Raw genomic sequence first — 18571 nt, forward strand, 5'->3', positions numbered from 1 at the left:
GGGGTCGTATTTTGACCTGTTCGAGGTACAATCCCCGCGTTTAAGCCGTTTGCTTCATTAATCATCCCGTTTATTTCCCTCAAGTTCATGTTCTTTCGACCCGCTTGCCGTTTACAAAGAAATATCGTTTCGGCTTCGGTTTTGGTTTTGGTTTCGGTTTTGGTTTCGGTTTTGGTTTCGGCCGGATCTTGGGATACAGAAATCGTTCGAAAAACAGGGGGGGTGTTTGTAAAAAAATACACCGATCATGTTTTCGGACATAATCGGCGTACTTGTTTTTTATGGATATACCTTTCGCCGGGCGACTTAATTCCGGCGGTTTCAGACTTTATTCGCTCCCGGCATACTCCCAAACCTGAAGGGCCGCGCCGATCATGCCGCTCCAGTTGCCCCGGTAAGCCGGCTCGATCCGGACGCCCTTCCACATGGAAGGCATCGTCCTCTGCGCGGCTTCTCTGCGCACGCCCTCGAAGAGATCGTCACCCGCCTCGGCTACGCCGCCGCCGATGACGATCAGCTCGGGATTGAGCGCGTGGATCAGGGAAGCCACGGCGGAGCCGAGGGCGGCCAGCGTCTCTTCCATGACCTCGGCGGCGACCGCGTCCCCGGATTTCCAGCGGGCGAACACCTCCCGGGTATCGATCCCTTCGTCCGGCAGGCCGTATCCGGCAAGCTTCTCCCGCATCCGGCGGGCGATGCTCGTCCCGGACGCGTACTGCTCCAGGCACCCCCTGCCGCCGCACAGGCAGGCGGGGCCGTTGAAGTCGACGGAAAGGTGGCCCAGCTCCCCGCCTCCGCCCCAGGCGCCGTGCAGCAGCCGTCCGTCCGCGACGACCGCGCCGCCGACGCCCGTGCCGAGCGCCAGGCAGACGAAGCTGGAGGAGCCGCGTCCCGCTCCCAGCAGTCTCTCGGTCAGCGCGAGCACGTTCACATCGTTGTCGACGACAACGGGGAGGCCGAAGCGCTGCTCCAGGATGCGCCTGAGCGGGGTGCCGGCATAGCCGGGGATCAGATCGGAGGCGGACCTGACACTTCCGGCCGCCCAGTCGATCTGACCGGCGCTGCCGACGCCGATTCCGGCGCAGGCTCTGCCGGCAGACGCCGCGCTTGCCTCGGCCATGAGGGTCTCGACCGCCTGCAAGACGCGGTCTTCCGTGCGGGCCGTCCCGGCCATCGTGCCCAGGCTGACCGTGTGCAGCACGCCGCCCTCGCGCGTAACGAGCCCCGCGTTGATCTTCGTGCCGCCGATATCGACACCGATGGCGATGTCGCCGCCTGCGGCGCTTGCCGCGTTCGTGATCGTCACCGTCTCAGCCCCCTTAGCCCAGACGGCTGCTCAGCGCGTCCACGTAACGGGCGGTGATGAGCTGCGGACGGGTGATCGCGCTGCCTACCACTACGTAGGAAGCTCCCGTGTCCAGCGCCCGCGCCGCGTCTTCCGGGGTCCAGATGCGCCCCTCGGCAATGACGGGTACCTTCACACGCTCGCACAGTCCGCGCAGCAGTCCGAAGTCCGGCTCCTCCTGCTGAGTGCTGTAAGGGGTATACCCCGAAAGGGTAGTCCCGATGAAATCGGCGCCCAGGCTTTCGGCCGCTAGCCCCTCTTCCAGCGTGGAAATGTCCGCCATCACGAGTCTGTTCATCGAATGAACATACTCAATGAGAGGCTTCACCCGCTCCAGCCGGTCTTCCCGGTCGGTCACGTCCAGCGCGACGATGTCCGCTCCCGCCTCCACGATGGCTTTTACTTCCTCCATCGTCGGCGTGATAAATACGTCCGAGCCCGGGATGTCCCGCTTGATCAGGCCGATTACGGGCACGTCCACCGTCTTTTTGATCGCCGCAATATCGTGGGCGCCGTTGGTGCGGATGCCGATCGCGCCGGAGCGTACCGCAGCCCGGGCCATTTTGGCCATCGTGTCCCCGCCGTGCAGCGGTTCGTCCTCCAAGGCTTGGCAGGATACGATCAGTCCCCTGGAAGGAAAAATATCGTGCATATTCATCGCGTTCGCTCCTCTATGTCAGTCTTCAAGTTAGTGGGGAATCCGTGCTTCCAATACCTGCTTATTACGGCCGGGACGCCTCCGCCTGGGCGATGCGGTCCAGCATTTTATCGTTCAGCGCCCCGATGCGCTCCATATCGGCTTCACGGACAGGCAGCAGAGGCAGTCTCGGCTCCCCGGAGTCGAGTCCGCGCAGCTTCAGGATCGCTTTGCAGGCCCCGTAGAGGGACGGGAACGTCAGCAGTTCGGAGATCAGCTCGTTGACGATAAACTGCCATTTCTGCGCTTCGGCCAGCTTCCCTTCCTTAAAACATCTTTCGATTTCGAGGAAAAGCTCGGGCATCACGCCGTACGTTCCGCCGATTCCGCCGTCCGCTCCGATGCTGCGCCCCGCCAGATACTGCTCGTCCGGGCCGTTCAGCACGAGAATGTCGTCTCCGCCCGCCGCCTTGAACTGCTGAAGCTCGAACGTACTTTCGGCGGAAATTTTCACCCCGATAATTTTGTCCTGCATGATCAGCTTGCTCAACAGGGGCTTCGACAGATGGAAGCCTGTCGTCTGCGGAATATGATAGATGATAAACGGCAGCGATGTGCTGTCCACGATCGACTGCCAGTGATGCTCCACGCTCGCTTCCGAAAGACGGTAATAGATGGCGGGCACGGCGGATACGGCATGAGCGCCCGCTTCTTCCGCATGCTTGGCGAGCTCTACGCTGTCACGTGTGGACGGCGCTCCGACATGAGCGATAATGGTGAGCTCCTGCCCGACCTCAGCAATAACGGCTTCCAGCGTCTTTTTGCGCTCTTCCACGGATTGCAGCATGCCTTCGCCGGAGCTGCCTCCGACGTACAGCCCGTTCACCCCCGTGTTCGCATAATGGCGGGCCAGCTTGCGGGCCGCTTCGGCGGATACTTCCCCGTTATCGTCATAGCAGGAATACATCGCAATCGTGATACCTTTAAAACGTTCCAGATCAACCGTTCTCATTTGATAACAACCTCCGTTTTTATATAGTTAATATGGTGGATATTTTCACCTAAATCGTGTAAATATGTGCCTTTTTTTTATTCGCATTACGATTTTCACTGTGTCCTCAGCACCGCAGAACAGTCTATCCCGGACTACCCTTTTACCGCGCCCATCGTAATGCCCTGGGTAAACGATTTTTGGAACAGGAGGAAAATCGCGATCATCGGCACGGACGCAAGAGCCGCTCCCGCCATCATGACCCCGTAGTTCGTCGTGTACTCGCCCTGCATGGTCGCGACCCCGAGCGGAAGGGTCATCATCGAAGTGGAACGCGTCATGATCAACTGGCTGAAATAATCGTTCCACGAAGCGATGAATGTAAAGATGGCCAGTGCGCCGAGCGCCGGTTTAAGCAGCGGTAAAATGATCGTGGCGAACAGGCGGATCTCCGAGCAGCCGTCCATCTTCGCCGCTTCCATCAGCTCACCCGGAATCGTCTGCGCGAACTGCTTCATGAGGAAGACGCCGAACGGCCAGCCGATTGCCGGAAGAATGAGTCCCCAGTATGTATTCACCCAGCCGAAATCCGCCAGCATCGTAAACAAGGGAACGAGAATGACCTGCTTCGGCAGCGCCATGGCGGCCACGAACAGCGTGAAGATCGCCCTTCGTCCCGGAAATACCTTTTTGGCAAGAACGTATCCGGCCAGCGACGAAACGATGCAGACCGCGATCATTTCGCAGAAGGCGATCAGGAAGCTGTTGAACGTCCAGCGCCAGACGGGGTTTTTGAACAAGTCCGTCCAGTTCTGCAGCGTCGGTTTCAGCGGAAACCATTCCGGCGGAATCGCGGTCGCGACCGTCTGGATTTTAAAGGCACCGGTGATGATCCAGTAGAACGGGAAAATAAAAAAGACGGTAGCCAGCAGAAGCAGGATGAGAGAGAGCACTTTAACGGGCGAGATCTCCTTCAACCGGCTTTTTTTGCGGACCGCACCTGCAGTCCCTTGACTCAATTCCAGTGAAGCGTTCATAGTATCCCTCCTAGTACTCTACATCGCTGCCGAAGTATTTGAACTGGATGACCGAGATGATGCCGATCACGATCGCCAGCAAAATTCCCATCGCCGAAGCGATCCCGAAATTGCCGAGCACGAACGCCTGTTCATAAACGCCGTACATAACGGTAGACGTGCTGTAAACCGGACCGCCCGCGGTAAGAAGCTGAATGAGGGCGAAGCACTGGAACGTGTTGATCGTCGTAATGACGATAATGTACAAATTCGTCGGCATCAGCATGGGCCAGATGATTTTGCGGAAAATCTGCCACGGCGTGGCCCGGTCGATCTGGGCGGCTTCGATGTAGGAGGTCGGAATGTTGCCCAGGGACGCGACGTAGAGAATAATCGGCTGCCCGACCGATGTCGTGATCAGCACGGCAATGATCGCAAGCAGTGCGGTGCGGGTATCTCCCAGCCAGAATACCGGCTCGGCCCCGGCCAGACCCGTCAAATAGTTCAAAATCCCGTAGTTCGGGTGATAAATCCAGCCCCACACGACGGTAATGCTGACGACCGAAGATACGGCCGGCAGGTAGAAGACTCCCCGGAAGAAGGACCGGGAAAATTCCTTCATTTTGTAAATATTGACCGCCACGAAAATCGAAAACACGATTACGATCGGCACGGCAATGACGACCAGCAGCAGTGTATTTCTCATGGACTTGAGGAACGTATCGTTTTTGAGCAAAGAAATATAGTTGTCCAGCCCCGTAAATTCGAAATGCCTCAGTGAATAATCGAAGAAACTGATATAGATGCCCTTAATCATCGGATATGCCACAAAAAGCAGGAAAAATCCGAGCGCCGGCAGTAAAAACAGGTAACTCATCAGCCAATCGCGCCGCACTGTTCTTCTGGACTTGCGAACCGCTGCTTCCATCCCCTATCCCCGCTTTCTCTATTGGTTGTGAAAAGAGCGGAGTACACGCGCACCCCGCTCCCACGCTTCGCCTGCTTACTTGGTTTGGCTTTGCGATTTCGCTTTCGTAATGGCTTCGTTCGCTTTGGCGGCAAAAGCGTCAAGCGCTTCCTTCGCCGTTGCCTGGCCCGTCAGGGCACGCTGCAGTTCCGGAAACCAGAACGTGCGGATTTCGGCGAACCCGTCGGCAATCGTCGGCGGATCGGTAATAAAGTCACGCGCCAGCTCGGCGTATTTGTATTCCGAATTGTCATACAGTCCCGTAACCGAAGTACGCGCGGACAAACCGCCGGTCTGGATCAGGTTCTTCTTGGCCATTTCCGGATCGCTCGCGATAAAGTCGATGAGCTTCTTCGAAGCCGCAATCTTGTCTTTGTCCCCGTTGTTGAAAATCGCCATTCCTCCGAGATACGGTTCAAGCTTGGGCTTGGAACCGTCCAGCGTCGGGAACGGAAGCAGCACGTCGTCGAACTTCACCTTTTTGTTCGGCTCGTTCTGAGCTTTCAGCACCGCGGAGTAGTTGATCGTGAACGCAAGCTTACCCTGCAGGAACAGATCGTTCACGTCGGCTGCCGCAAGGGAAACCGCACCCGGAACGACAAGCTTCTCTTTGCTTCCTTTTACGATCCAGTCCAGCGCTTTAGCCGCATTGTCGGTGTTGATGGCGGCTTTGCCGTTGTCCTCGCTGAGGAATCTGGAAACGCCCATGTTAGCGATATAAGCGCGCGTTCCCTGATCGCCCGCCGTGCTCTTGGCGTAAAATCCGGACGGGATAATTTCCGGCGCTTTCTCCTTGACCGCCTGCAGCGCCTTCTCATACTCGGCCACCGTCCACGTCCGGTCCGGCCGGTCCAGCGGAAGCAGGTTCGTCGCGCCGATTTTATCGAATACGCTCTTGTTGACCGCCATCATGAAAGGAGCGGTATTGATCGGGTACATGTAAATCTGGTCTCCGACACTCGACTGCTTCCAAAGCGCCGGAGAAATGTCTTTCTTCACTTCTTCGGATACCATATCGTTGAGCGGAGCGAGCAGGTTCTTCTTGCCCCAGTCGATGATGCGCCCCGGAGCGTCGTAAATTACGTCGGGAGCTGTATTGGAAGCAATCGCCACGTTAAGCTTCTGGGGTCCGCCTTCGTACGTAATCATCTCCAGATTTACTTTGATATCCGGATACTTTTTGTTAAACGCGGCGATGATTTGCTTCTCATATTTGCCCACTTCGCCGTCAAGCGGCTGGAAGTTAGGAAAGTTCCACCAGGTAATTTCCACCGGTTTGGTTGACGCCTGGCCGGATGAAGCGCTTGCATTTTGGTCGCCCTGTGTCTGATCGCTGCCGCAACCGGCGAGCTGTGTTCCGATAAGGGCAATGCTTGCTGCGGTCATGAGTCCTTTTTTCCAAGATCTCATTTCTTATCCCCCTCTGTAGTTAAAAATGAATCGCTTTCATTTCCTGCGTTAAGCATAGAACATATCCGCCGGCTAAAGAATCCCTTAGATTTTACCTTCATGGGCGTATTTTGACCTGTTCGGATTTGGAACTGTCCTCTGTGTCCGGTGTTTAGTATACTAGTTTTACATCTAACTATCAGCATGATTAACTATCGGAGGACATCCATGTACAAATTGATGATTGTCGAAGACGAGCCTTTGATCCGCACGGGGTTGAAACATTATTTTGCATGGCAGGAGCTCGGATTCGAAACCATTCTGGAAGCGGAGAACGGCAAGGAAGGCTTCCATATGGCGCTCGGGGAGAAGCCCGACATGATCATCACGGACATCCGCATGCCCGAAATGGACGGGCTCCAGATGATCGAAGAGCTGCGTCCTATGCTGCCCGATACCGTTTTTATCATTTTAACGGGGTATAACGATTTCGCCTATGCCCAGAGGGCCATCCGGCTCGGCGGTGTGCACGCGTTCCTGCTTAAGCCTCTGGAGTACGACGAAAGCCTGTCTACCCTGATGCAGTGCCTGGACACGCTGAAGCAGAAAAAGCTGGCGCAGAGCCGCCACAACCTGCTCGAACGGGAAGCCGGAGAAACGATGAAGCTGAAGCGTAGCCAGCTGGTGAAGCTTCTCCTGGAGGAGCACGAGCCCGGAGAGGTGCCTCTGTCCTCCTATGGGCTTGACGACGCGCCTTACATGTATGTGCCGATCGTCGTCACCTGGTTCGCGGAGCAGCCTCTGAGCTATCCGGCCAGACGGCGTCTGAGAAACCGGGCGGAAGAGCTGGCGGAAGAGCTTGCCCGTTCCCGCGCCGAAGAAGCCGATCGCGTGCAGGTGCTCATCTATTTTGATCACGCCAAAATGTATGCGCTTGCAGTCTTGCACGGAGAAGTCTCCTGGCCGGAAGCGGCCGAGCCCGCCTTTGCCCGCCTCGGGGAGCTGGTCCGCCGGGCGGGACGCGAACAAGCCGCGTTCTGCGCGGCGCTCGGCACGCCCGCCGCGGACCCGGCCGGCGCCGGCGCTTCCCTCCGGCAGGCCGAGAAGGCGCTGTACCGGCGCTTTTTCCAGCCGGAGCGGTGCCTGTTCGAGCCCGCCGGGTCCGGCGTTCCCGCGGCGGCAGGTGCCGCAGACCCGCTCGTCCGGCTCGACGACGCCGACAAGTCCGAGGTCGAGCGGAACCTGGAGAGCGGCGACGCGGACGCGGTCCGGGCACTTATGGCGAGGCTCGTCGGGGAGAAGCTGGCGGGCACGCCCGGAGCCGCTTACGGCAGTCTGCTCGGCTTCCTGCAGGACCTCGTCTCGGTCACGCTGCGCTTCGCCCACAGGCACGGCATTCCCGTCGAAGGCGTCTACAGCGACAAGCTGCTCACGCTGAGCTGCGTGGACGACTTCCGGACGCCGGAGGCGCTTCTCGGCTGGCTCGGCGAATGGATGCTTCACCTGAACCGCATCTACAAAGCCTCGTCCCAGACGAGCGGTTCGGGGGACGGACTTATTTTCAAAGGGATCGAAGCCTATCTCCGGCAGCATCTCGACCAGGACGTGACCCTGCAGATGGTGGCGGACCGCTTTTTCTACAACCCCTCCTATCTCAGCCGGCTGTTCAAGCTTAAATTAAACAAAAACTATATGACGTTCGTGTCCGAAATCCGCATTTCCCATGCGATGGACTGCCTGCACAAACCCGAATATCTCGTGACGGACGTCTGCCAGATGTGCGGGTACAAAAGCTACAAGCACTTCGTGAAAACCTTCAAGAAGATCACCGGGCTGACTCCGACCGAATACCGAAAACAAATAGGGTTGTGACCGCCGTGAAGAAATGGAAGCCGAATGTGAAATTTTACCGGATGAGACATGTGAATCACCAGATTTTTCTGCTTGTCATTCTGACCATCACCCTGCCCCTGCTCCTGATGTCGGGCATTATCTATATGTTCTCCATCAAAGCGGTGAAGACGGAGTATCAGACGAGCGCCAATCTGATCTTGAACAACCTTTCCTTCAACATCGACCAGTATTTACAGAGTATCGAGAAAGGAACGCTCAACGCCCAGCTCGACGCTCAGCTTCAGAACGCCCTGGAAAAGTACAGCTACCACATGGAAGACAACGGCGAGGATTTGAAAATCCAGTACCGGAACGTCATCGAAACGTTCATCACCTCCATTGAAATGACGATCAAGAATGTGGACAGCATCCGCATTTATGCGGGAGACCGCGTGTTCTACTCCGCCGATTTCAACCGGGCCGATTATTCGGGCGGCGATTTCACGAAGGAGCCGTGGTATATCCGGACCGTTCAGCAGGGCGGCGGGGTCGTTCTGTTCGGGACTCATCCCCCTTTTCAGCGGACGGACGTCCATGATCCCGTTATCTCCATCGCCCGGGTCATCAACAAGGTCGGGAGCAAGCAGCAGCTCGGCGTTATGCTTGTCGACATCCGTCTTGATTCCCTGCGGGAGATTTTGAAGCTGTCGGAGACGAGCATGCGCAACTTCGTCATCATCGACAGCGGCGGCGGGATCGTCTATTCCTCGGCGGGCAGCCAGATGGACCCGGGAAGTTCCTACAAGCTGGACGCGGGTACTATCGATACGGTGCTGAGAGAACGAACGGGCAGCTTCTACGCGCCTATCTCGGGCAAAAAATCGTACATCAATTTCCTTACGTCCCCCTATTCGGGCTGGAAGGTCATTCAATCCATCGAGGAAAAAGAAATGACAAAGCCCGCCGGCCTGCTCGGCAATCTCATTTTGGGGCTGGCGCTGGCCTCGCTCGGAACCGCCGTCCTGTTCATGTTCATCCTGTACAACCGGGTCACGAAGCCCATTATCCGGCTTACCCGCCAGGTCAAGCTGGTCGGCATGGGCCGCTTCGACGTGAATCTGAGCAGCAGACGGCAGGACGAATTCGGAGTGCTTTTTCAAGGCATTCATAAAATGGTGGAGGAGCTCCAAAATTACATCGAGCGCTCTTCCATGGCGAAAGCCCAGCAGAAAATCGCCCAGTACGGGGCGCTGAAAAGCCAGATCAACCCCCATTTTCTCGCCAACGCCCTGGAAACGGTCCAGATGAAAGCCATTATCAACGGCCAGCGGGACATTTCGGAAATGGTCGGCCTTCTCGGCAAGCTGTTCCGCATTCATATCCAGACGGGCAAAGAGACCGTCTCCCTGCGGGAAGAGCTGGATCATATCCGGCTCTACGTCCGGGTGCAGCAGATGCGCTTCGGCGACAAAATCCGGTATGAGGAAAATCTCGCCCCGGGCAGCGAGTCCGTGGAAGTGATGCACTTCTCGCTCCAGCCGCTGATCGAAAATGCCGTCGTTCACGGGCTTGAGCGCAAAACGGGCCCCGGGCTGCTGGAGATCGGCTCCTCGTTCACCGGGCACGAGCTGATTATTACCGTGCGGGATGACGGTGCGGGTATGGAAGCCGGGGAGCTGGCGAAGCTGCGCGAACGGCTGAAGCAGCCTTCGGACACGCTGGACCAGCGGCACATCGGGATCAAAAACGTGCACGACCGCATCCAGTTCTATTTCGGCGAAATGTACGGCCTGGCCGTGGACAGCGCTCCCGGCGAAGGCACGGTCGTCAGCATCCGGCTTCCGTCCGGGAAGTGAGCAGGCGGCGCGGCCGTCACCGAGCATATGCACGTGTCCGGAAGGAAGCTCACGGCAGCCGGGGGGCCGTTTCCCGGCGTACGCATTATGCGCGGACAAGAGTGTACGTCGAGCGGCCGTCGGGCGGTGGCAGTTACCGGGCTGCCACGGTTACCGCTGCTTGGCCGGCGCGGCTGATCGTGCGGGTGTCCGTCGTCTTATGCCGGCGCTGCGGGTGAAACGCCGTGACAGATGTACGTGCCGTATCCCCTCTGCCGCAAATCGGTTCCGCTGTGCCGCATGCCTTACAGCCGGTGAACGAACTCCGGCGAGGGCGCGCCCGAACGCTTGCGCCGGAATGCCCAGCACCGAGAATCGCGCGGGCGTCCGTCATGCGCCGGTCCGCACCGCACACGACAGCCTCGTCCGCTCCTTTCCCGACGGCATATACGCTACGCGCAAAAAAAGCCTGCCGGTCCCGGCAGGCTTTTTGACGTGTACGGTGAGAGCCCGCTTCCGGCTCTCCCGTCATCAGATTTTGAAATTGGCGATCGTTTGCTTCAACTGCTCGGCGCTTTCGCGTGTTCCTTCCACAATTTCCAGTACCTTGTCCGAGCTGTCCATCGCAACGCTCGCTTGATCGGAAATACTTCCCGTGCCGGCGGCCGATTCGTTGTTGGCGATCGAAATTTCGTTGATCATGAGCGCCATATCCTCGATCGCCCGGCTCAGCTCATGCGCGGTCGCGTTGAAGCTGCCCAGCAGATTTTCGTAAAACTCCGCATCCCGGTAATACTGCTGTCCCGTCTCAACCATCGCGTTGTAATCGTTGATTACAGCCGTGTCAATAAAGGCGAGCATGCTTTCGGAGTTCGCCTTCAAATTCTGCACCGAAGAGGTGACGATTTGAACGACCTCGCGAATTTTGTTCGCGGATTGTCCGGATACCTCAGCCAGCTTGCGGATTTCTCCGGCCACGACGGCAAAGCCTCGGCCCGCTTCCCCCGCTCTCGCCGCCTCGATGTTGGCGTTCAGGGCGAGGAGATTGGTCTGCGCTGTAATCTCCAGAATGGAATTCGCCAATACCTGGATCTGCTCGACGGCCTTGGACTGCTCGATGGCGCTTTCCAGCTTCTCCCGCATTTGCCGGCCGATTTCGACGGCCCTCTCGGACGAAGCGACCGCCGTTTCGCGCAAATCCTCGGCCCGCTTGCTGACTTCCTTCGAAGCTTCTTCGCCCTGCTTCGCCTGATCCGCGATCCGGTCTACGGACTGGCGGATACTCGCGGACGAATGGTTCATTTCCTCCGTCGACGCGGCCGTCTCTTCCATGGCGGCGGCCATTTGCTGCGTCGTGCCGGACACGTTCTGGATCTGGCCGTTCAAATCCGTCAAGTGACTGCTCACCATCGTTACGGAGCCGCCGAGCTTGTCCGACTCTTCCACTACCGTACGGATCGTTTCGCTGATCGACGACTGCATTGTATGCATGGACTTGAGCAGGACGCCCGTCTCGTCCTTCGATTTCATATATTTCTGCGGAACCGGATGCGAGAAGTCCCCGCCCGCGATAATTTTCAGGTGTTCGGATGCGACCTTGATCGGCGTCGTAATCCGGTACGACAGCAGCACGAGAATAACCGCGAACACCAGAATACTGCCGATGATCACGATGCCCAGACCTTTTTGCAGGCTTGTCACGTTCTGTCTGTACTCATCGACCGGCTTGAACGAAATAATGTACATGTCCTGCAGCTCTGACTTTGCGTAGGAAGCGATTTGCTCCTTTTCGTTCAGCGTAAAATACCCGATTCCCTTCTTGTTCGCGGTCACTTCCTTGAAAAAGGCGGGAACGTCCCCTTCGGCTTTGGTCATGTCGTATTTCAGCACTTCCTTGCCGCTTTCTGAAGCGACGAGAACTCCCGCCGCGTTGACCATAAACGTCTTCACATCGCCTTCCTGCGTGGGCCGGACAATGTTTGCGGAAAGCTTGGTCAGATCGACAGCCGTCCCTACGATGGACGGCACCGTATCCGGACTTCCGTCCGGTATGTGCGCCAGCAGCGCCATGATAGGACCGCCGGTTACCGGAGACTCGACAGGTCCGTACAGGACCGGACCTTTTTTCATCCCTTCGAGCAGGGACTTGTCCAGTTCGGCCACGCCGATATCGATGCCTACGGATTGCCCGCCGATGCCGTCGGACACGATCGAGCTGTTGTACGCGGCGTAAATATTTTCATACAAGCCGTTCGCGTCCGTAATAAGCTTACCCAGATAAGCGGATGCGGCGGCAGCGTTTTCCGATTTCGGATTGCCGGTTTTTTTAATTTCCTTGAATGTGTTGATCAGAAAAGGATTGTTCGCGATCGTCGAAGAACTTAACGATAAGTTGGTGAAAGCCAAATCCATCTGGTTCACCTTCTCCGACACGATATTCGTCATCGACTGTTTCGCTTCGGCTTCAAGCGAATCGGCTGAAGAACTGCCTGCAAACCACAACGCGATAAGCATCGGAATGGTCATACAAGCGACCGATATCAGCATGATCTTCGCGAATAACCCGGTCAGGTTCATTTTGCCTAACATACTTCTTACCCGTTTTGTCTTGCCCTTTAACATCATGCTCCCCCTCGTATAGCGGCGTACGCCAAAAATAGATATCTACTTTATCGACAAAAAGAGACAAAATGTTGATAGTAATTTTATACAATTCGACAACTATTTATAGTATTTTATTTCTATGGACCTATTGTATATAGGACAAAAGAAACAGCCTCTTTAAAAAGAGGCTGTTTTTGTTTAATGGGTCATATGGATAGATCCGATATTCCGAAAGACACTCAAACCCGGACTATCTTTTTCACAGCGAAAAGGTAAACCCCGTCCGTTCGGCTAAAGAGCTCCCAGCACGTCGAGCAGAGCTTTCTTCTTGTCTTCCGGAACAGGTTTATCCAAAATTTCCTCCAGCAGCCGGGTCAATTGCTCCGCCCGCTCCGTCTGTTCCGCTCCGTTTATTTTCTCCAGTCCGCCGTGCGGCAGAACGATATCGTCCGGAATTTCATCGGAAATCTTGACGCTTGCCTCCTCCCCGCTCGAACCGCTTCCCAAGGGAACAAAATAATAAACCGTACTCGGGTTCACCTGATTGTCTTTAAAAAAGCTTTCTCCTACCCAGTAACTCGCTCCCCTTCGTACGGGAAACATAAACGTGTTCGGATTCGAATAATTGTACTTTGTCCAGCCGCTCGTAAAGCCTCCCGTATTTCCGCCCGTGGTCTGCACCATATATCCGTCGGTCCCTCCGTAAATCCAGCCCACGGATAAAGCGAGCTGCCAGGGAAGGAAAACATAACCGATCACAAAGCCGTCCGTTCCCGCCATATGCGTACCGGTGCTGATCCGCTGATTGTAGCCGAGCATCCCTACGCTGCCCGCGGCGCTCAAAGCTCCTTTGACCGTGGTATCGGACAGGCTTGACCCGCCGCCGACCGACAGTGCCCCCTGCACGGAAGAGCTTCCGAGCGATGCGGAGCCTTGAACCGTAAGCGGGCCCGTAACCGTCCCGCCGGACATTGTTGCGGTGCCGGTTACGTTCAGCCCGCTCTTTGCGTTCAGCGCACCGTTCACATTCAGCGTGCCGGTTATATCCGCGCCGCCATTCAAAGCAGCGGAGCCCGACACCTGCAGCGTCTTGCCGTTCAGTCCGGCGGCCGTCGTAATGTTTCCCGCCGCGGACACCGTGTTCGGCGTCTCGTCCGGATTCGTAATATGCACGGTCACCGCTTCGTACAGATACAGCGATTCGCCGCGCGTCTTGTCGGTCCGGCTTGCGATGAGGATGAAGGTCGTCGTCTGAGTGAGGCCCTTCGTCAGAACGAAGGAGTTGTCCGTCCCGCTGTAAAGCGGAGCCGCCCCTGCCGTCGTTACAATCTGGTACTGGCTGGCGTTGCCCTCCCAGCTCAGCTTGACCCCCTGACCGTTTGCAAAGCCGCCGCCCGGCACGATGTCCGGTTTGGAGCTGTCATAGGCGCCCGCCACAAAATTCCGGACGAAAAATTCCGGAAGCCCGATCGTCAAGCCGAACGGCAGATCGCGCTGCTGATAATCACCCGAGAACGGTGAAGATGTCTCCAGGATATGCAGGTTCCGGATGTCGCCGAAGGCAGCGGAGACGGAGCCGACGCCGACCGTCAGGATCAGCGGATAGTCGATCAGGTAATCCTGCGACGACTTGGCCGTGAATTTAAGCGGAATGTAGGATATGCCGACGGCAAGACCCACCTCGCTGCCTTCGACGACCTTTCCGACCGTGTACTGCCACTTATCCGTATTGACCCCCGGGTCAAAGATATCCTTCTGGCTAAGCACCCCCGAAGGAATATACAGATCGATTTCCTTACAATAAACTTCCTTCCCGGAAGGAGGGCTCACGACCAGTGTTACGGTGCCCGAAGCGGAAGATGTCTGCGTACTTGCCTGCAGGGGACTCGGTGACGTCAAAACGCTGTAATTCAAAAGTGCGGGAAGATCAGCTTTGCTCATCGTTTAAACCTCCATGGGTTAAAATGTCTTTGCGGTTTAATTTTTGTTTCCGGACGCGTATCCTTTGCCGGATTCAGGAGCGTCGGCACCCGAATCCGGACCGGACCCGATCCGGAATTGAAGCGTTCCTTCGCGCAGCGACACGGACCTGGAGCTCATCCGGGCCTGCTGGCCGATTTGGGCCAGCGCATACGTCAAATAAACGGATGAACCGTCCTCACGTGCCTGCCGCTCCAGCCATTCCCACCGCCCTTCGTTACCCGTGGGGATGGGGAGCGTTATTACGGCAGACGGTCCGCCTTTCCCTTCGGCCGTCTCTCCCGGACCCAGCTGAAGCTCGGTCAAAACCGGGCCCGTCCGGAATTGCAGATTCAACGCACTCAGTGCGGGGTCGACAAAACGGCCCGGCAGCTCCAGTGCCTGCACCGGAGCGATACCCGTTAACGCATGAACCGATGCCCGCGGATCGAGCAGCATCAACACCTCGGCCTGAAGGGTTCCGTCAAAACGGAGGGAGAAATAATTGCCGGGTCCGACTGGCTGCACGTAACCGGCTCCCGCCTCTCCCGCATCGGGCGGATGAACGCTGTTAAACCGGTCATAGCGGCCGTTCAGAAAGTAGCCGATCAAGCCGTCTTTGCGGATTTCCGTGTCGCCCAGCCGCACCTCGTAATCGTTGCCGGTAAAATCGGAAGCGGGCGGGTTAAAGGTGGCTCCCCATCCGGTATCTCTTACCGCCGGACCGTCAAGCGCAAGCTTCAAACTCGCGCGCACGAGCGCCAGCGGTCTTCCGGCAAGCACCGACGCGCTCCGGTCGCCGCTTGCGGCATAAGGATCGATCGTCCATAAGGAGGCGTCGATCGCTTCCAGGAACCGGCTGAAGGCGTCTTTGTCCACGCCTGCCAGGCTTTGCAGCATTTTGGCCAGCTCGGGTGCCTCCTTCTCGATATCCGCAAAACTTCCGTAAGCTCCCGCCGGCGCATAAAACAAGTGAACCCGCTTGACGCCGTCTTTCCCCGTGATCAGGCCCACGTCTCCGATTGCGCCGCCCTGCGGGTCGTATACGGCGACCGAGCCGTTGAGATGATTCGGCAGCAGCCAGCCCGCGACGGGATTCGCTCCGGTATCCAGGTCGATGAACTTTCCCCGATCCCGTGCATCCACGAGACGGAATTCCAGACGCAGGTGCTGGTTCGGCCTCGGAGGCACCTGAATGAACCGCTTGGCATTTTGCTCCAGTATGGGAGTGTCCGGTACAAGCCCTTCCGCCAAAATCGGTTCGAATACGTCGGAGCGGCTGAGCCCCGAATCGCCGACCACCTCCAGCACTTGCCCGAACGTATCATATAAAGCCAAATAGGCAAAAAAGAACTGTCCCTGCCGCACTCCCTGAAAGTCAATCGTATCCCCGGTCGAGCGGATATAAGGGAGATCATGATATTCGTCTCCGACGAGATCCGCCAGCGTTTTTTGTCCGCCGTCCTTGAACGTAAAGGTCAAGCCCGCATCCGGCGACCGGTTTACACGCGTATCGCGTACAGCCAGCTGGCTGCCGAACCCTCCAAGCGATTGCGAGATAAAATCCCAGCTGTCGATATCCTCGATCAAGCCGTCGAGCTGATCCAGCAGCGCTTCGTCCGTGTCTTCCGGTCCGCTTGGGCGGGTACGGACGAGCTTTTCCAACCGGTCCCGGAAAATAAAGCTTGTCTGTGGCGTAAGCAGAATGTCGCCCCCGATCTGCCGGTCTTTCGATCCTGCGGCCTTGCCGTCGTACCGGTAGTCCGTTCCGTCGAACGTCCAGTTCGCATGCCCGATCGGATACCAGTCCGCCACCCATTTCAGCATGAACGGGTTCCAGGGCTGGCCCCATTCTCCGGGAACGAAGACGGGAAGCGTACCTAGAAAATTGGCGGGATTGTGTCCCGCAATCAGCTCCCGTGTGAACGCGGGGTGAGCTGCGGAAATGGCCGGGGCGTTAGCCGGATCGAGCAGGAAAAACTCGGCCAGAAGCAGCCCGATCGCGCCGGCCAGCCCGGCGGCCGTTTCCGGCGGGATGTAATCCCCTTGGAGGGCGGAAGCCAGCTCCGAAGGAGTCAGCGGCAGCTTGGGCAGCGCGGCCGCCAGCTCATCCGCCCTCACGCGGTCGTCACCGCTGACGATGCCGCCGACGACCTGCGCCGGCAGACGGCAGTACAACGGCCGGTCCGGCCCGTTTATCCGGCCCGTATTGCCCGCCCCGCTGATGAAAACGACGGGGTCGCCGGCCCGCCAGTAGCGGGGTCCCGCCACCGGCTTGAGCTTTCTATCGTCCGCAAGCTCCCCTTGGGCCCGCTTCGCCCGCTCGAAAGCCTCGATTCCCGCTGCCAGTGCCTCTTCGGGCGTCCGCCCGTCCCCTTCCACCGGAAGGGGCACGCCTTGACGCGCGATTGAAGCGATCTCGTCCATGAGATTCATAATTTTCCTCGGCAGGCTGGCGATGTTGTCCGGCCCCTCCGGCTTCGACGGATCGTAGGACGGGTCGTTTTCGGCGGAAAGCGCCTTGGCGAACTGGTCTTCCGACAAGCCGTCGGGCCGCGCGAACACCGGATAAGATTCGAATTTCCCCCGCTTCCACCACGTGTCGTAAAGCCGTCTCCGGGCAGCCCTCAATTCGCCAAGCTTTTCGTCCAGCGCGGCCTGCGTACCGTTCAGCGCCGTCAGCCATTCTTCCGGCGGCCGTTCCGCCAGGCTGTCCGGCCGTTCCGACTCCGCATCCACCACCGTCCACCGGTATCCGCCCGGCTTCGATCCGAACCATTCCTGCCGGATACGGAGATCCAGCAGGTCCCATCCGCTCGGCTGATCAAGCACATGAAGCATATCGTATTGAAACGCTTCGAGCAGCGCGGGCACGTCGGGCAGCTTCGCAAGAAGCTGCTGCGCTTTAGCGTCGCCGTTCTTGGCACGGTCGTTCAATTGGCGGTCGATCATGGCCTTAAAAGCGTCGGCCGACGTGTTGCCGACCGCCACGTGTATCCCCTTGCCGGCGGGGTCTTTGTATTTGTCCTTAACTGTCGGCAGCGCGCCCGTGCGGCTCCAGTTCACGCCAAGCGCCATACCGTGATACAAGCTGGCCTGCGGAATGGCGCCGTCCCGCACGGCCTTGCCGTCTCCGGCGGAAGCATCGCCGGGGGAAGTGTCGCCTGCCGGCCCTTTGCCTGGCGAAGCATTGTCCGGGACCTTCCACGAGAACGCGTCAAGCTGCCGCTTGTAAGCGTCGGCCGGAGAGCTGCCGGAAGGCTTGGCGCTTTGGCATTTCTGCAGGGGATCTTCCGCATGGTTGGAATACCAGCCTGTTACCAGATAGCTGACCGTACATTCCGGCTCGGTATCGTCCAGCGGGTCCCGGAACGAAAACACCTTGCTGCAGTGGCTTTGAAAAACGCTGAAAAGCGGATTGCCGGGGGCCACGGCCTTGACGAACAATTGCTCGATGCCTTTTTCCGACCAGCCGCCCAGATCGAAAACTTGTCCGAGCACGTCCGCGATTTGCCGTCCTTCGCCGCCTAACCGTTCGCCGGCCTGACGGCGCAAAGGGTCCTTGCTCCCTTTCCACGCTTCTATAACGGCCGGATCAAAAACATAAGCCGCGGAACCGGCGCCTCCGGGCGCGTCGCTTTCCACGAGGTACGCTTTGGATGCGCGTCCCTCCGCGGAAGCTCCGGCGAAGCGAACGATGAGCCAGCGGTTCGGGACCAGGGGAAACTCAACGCGCCGTGTGACCGGGTCTTGAATGCCGTGCTTTAACGCGTCCGGAAGCGTCCAGTGGACATAAACACCGGTATGATCTTCCGGATTTCCCGCGAAGCCCCCGCCCCGGTCCGTCGGATCGGGCTCAGAGCTTCCGAAGCTTTTGACATTCGTATAATTGTGCTCCCATCGGCGAAATGGCTGGTTGGCCCATACATACGCGTTTACCGCAAGAGCGCTGACCTCGACGGGAACCAAAAGAATATAATCATCCATGACTCTTC

General features: G+C 57.8%; 11 protein-coding genes. 2 read left to right on the plus strand and 9 right to left on the minus strand.

What is annotated here, in order from left to right; genetic code table 11:
- Positions 1-328: 328 nt before the first annotated feature.
- The 6 genes from ABC395_RS18760 to ABC395_RS18785 form a co-directional block, all read right to left on the minus strand.
- On the minus strand, positions 329-1306 hold the full coding sequence (locus ABC395_RS18760) for an ROK family protein (RefSeq protein WP_413005412.1): 978 nt from the start codon (positions 1304-1306) through the stop codon (positions 329-331).
- Positions 1307-1319: 13 nt separating this feature from the next.
- On the minus strand, positions 1320-1997 hold the full coding sequence (locus ABC395_RS18765; protein WP_413006767.1) for an N-acetylmannosamine-6-phosphate 2-epimerase: 678 nt from the start codon (positions 1995-1997) through the stop codon (positions 1320-1322).
- 70 nt (positions 1998-2067) lie between these two features.
- Positions 2068-2994, minus strand: coding sequence for a dihydrodipicolinate synthase family protein (locus tag ABC395_RS18770; protein WP_413005414.1), 927 nt, complete (start codon positions 2992-2994; stop codon positions 2068-2070).
- A gap of 134 nt (positions 2995-3128) precedes the next feature.
- A complete protein-coding gene (locus tag ABC395_RS18775) occupies positions 3129-4010 on the minus strand; it encodes a carbohydrate ABC transporter permease (RefSeq protein WP_413005416.1) in 882 nt (293 codons plus the stop codon).
- A gap of 10 nt (positions 4011-4020) precedes the next feature.
- Complete coding sequence (locus ABC395_RS18780; RefSeq protein WP_413005418.1) at positions 4021-4917, minus strand: carbohydrate ABC transporter permease; 897 nt, start codon at positions 4915-4917, stop codon at positions 4021-4023.
- Between the two features lie 75 nt (positions 4918-4992).
- Positions 4993-6366: an ABC transporter substrate-binding protein gene (locus ABC395_RS18785; RefSeq protein ID WP_413005420.1), complete on the minus strand. Its 1374-nt coding sequence runs from the start codon at positions 6364-6366 to the stop codon at positions 4993-4995.
- Positions 6367-6573: 207 nt separating this feature from the next.
- On the opposite strand from ABC395_RS18785, the gene ABC395_RS18790 reads away from it, so the two are divergent.
- Positions 6574-8217 carry a response regulator transcription factor gene (locus ABC395_RS18790; protein WP_413005422.1) on the plus strand — a complete coding sequence of 548 codons (1644 nt, stop codon included), beginning with the start codon at positions 6574-6576 and terminating at the stop codon, positions 8215-8217.
- Positions 8218-8222: 5 nt separating this feature from the next.
- On the plus strand, positions 8223-10034 hold the full coding sequence (locus ABC395_RS18795) for a cache domain-containing sensor histidine kinase (RefSeq protein WP_413005423.1): 1812 nt from the start codon (positions 8223-8225) through the stop codon (positions 10032-10034).
- Between the two features lie 510 nt (positions 10035-10544).
- Here ABC395_RS18795 and ABC395_RS18800 read toward each other — a convergent pair.
- The 3 genes from ABC395_RS18800 to ABC395_RS18810 all read right to left on the minus strand — a co-directional run bounded on the left by ABC395_RS18800 (position 10545) and on the right by ABC395_RS18810 (position 18563).
- Positions 10545-12602 carry a methyl-accepting chemotaxis protein gene (locus ABC395_RS18800; RefSeq protein WP_413005425.1) on the minus strand — a complete coding sequence of 686 codons (2058 nt, stop codon included), beginning with the start codon at positions 12600-12602 and terminating at the stop codon, positions 10545-10547.
- A gap of 306 nt (positions 12603-12908) precedes the next feature.
- A complete protein-coding gene (locus ABC395_RS18805) occupies positions 12909-14558 on the minus strand; it encodes a hypothetical protein (protein WP_413005426.1) in 1650 nt (549 codons plus the stop codon).
- A 36-nt stretch (positions 14559-14594) separates the two neighbouring features.
- On the minus strand, positions 14595-18563 hold the full coding sequence (locus ABC395_RS18810; RefSeq protein ID WP_413005428.1) for a hypothetical protein: 3969 nt from the start codon (positions 18561-18563) through the stop codon (positions 14595-14597).
- Between the last annotated feature and the right edge of the window lie 8 nt (positions 18564-18571).

Origin of the sequence: Paenibacillus canaveralius (assembly GCF_047238265.1) — a bacterium.
GTDB lineage: Bacteria > Bacillota > Bacilli > Paenibacillales > NBRC-103111 > Paenibacillus_F.

Coding starts and splice junctions, on each gene's coding strand:
- ABC395_RS18785 (WP_413005420.1), bottom strand. CDS start 6,366: ATGAGATCTTGGAAAAAAGGACTCATGACCGCAGCAAGCATTGCCCTT.
- ABC395_RS18765 (WP_413006767.1), bottom strand. CDS start 1,997: ATGCACGATATTTTTCCTTCCAGGGGACTGATCGTATCCTGCCAAGCC.
- ABC395_RS18805 (WP_413005426.1), bottom strand. CDS start 14,558: ATGAGCAAAGCTGATCTTCCCGCACTTTTGAATTACAGCGTTTTGACG.
- ABC395_RS18790 (WP_413005422.1), top strand. CDS start 6,574: ATGTACAAATTGATGATTGTCGAAGACGAGCCTTTGATCCGCACGGGG.
- ABC395_RS18780 (WP_413005418.1), bottom strand. CDS start 4,917: ATGGAAGCAGCGGTTCGCAAGTCCAGAAGAACAGTGCGGCGCGATTGG.
- ABC395_RS18810 (WP_413005428.1), bottom strand. CDS start 18,563: ATGGATGATTATATTCTTTTGGTTCCCGTCGAGGTCAGCGCTCTTGCG.
- ABC395_RS18770 (WP_413005414.1), bottom strand. CDS start 2,994: ATGAGAACGGTTGATCTGGAACGTTTTAAAGGTATCACGATTGCGATG.
- ABC395_RS18775 (WP_413005416.1), bottom strand. CDS start 4,010: ATGAACGCTTCACTGGAATTGAGTCAAGGGACTGCAGGTGCGGTCCGC.
- ABC395_RS18800 (WP_413005425.1), bottom strand. CDS start 12,602: ATGTTAGGCAAAATGAACCTGACCGGGTTATTCGCGAAGATCATGCTG.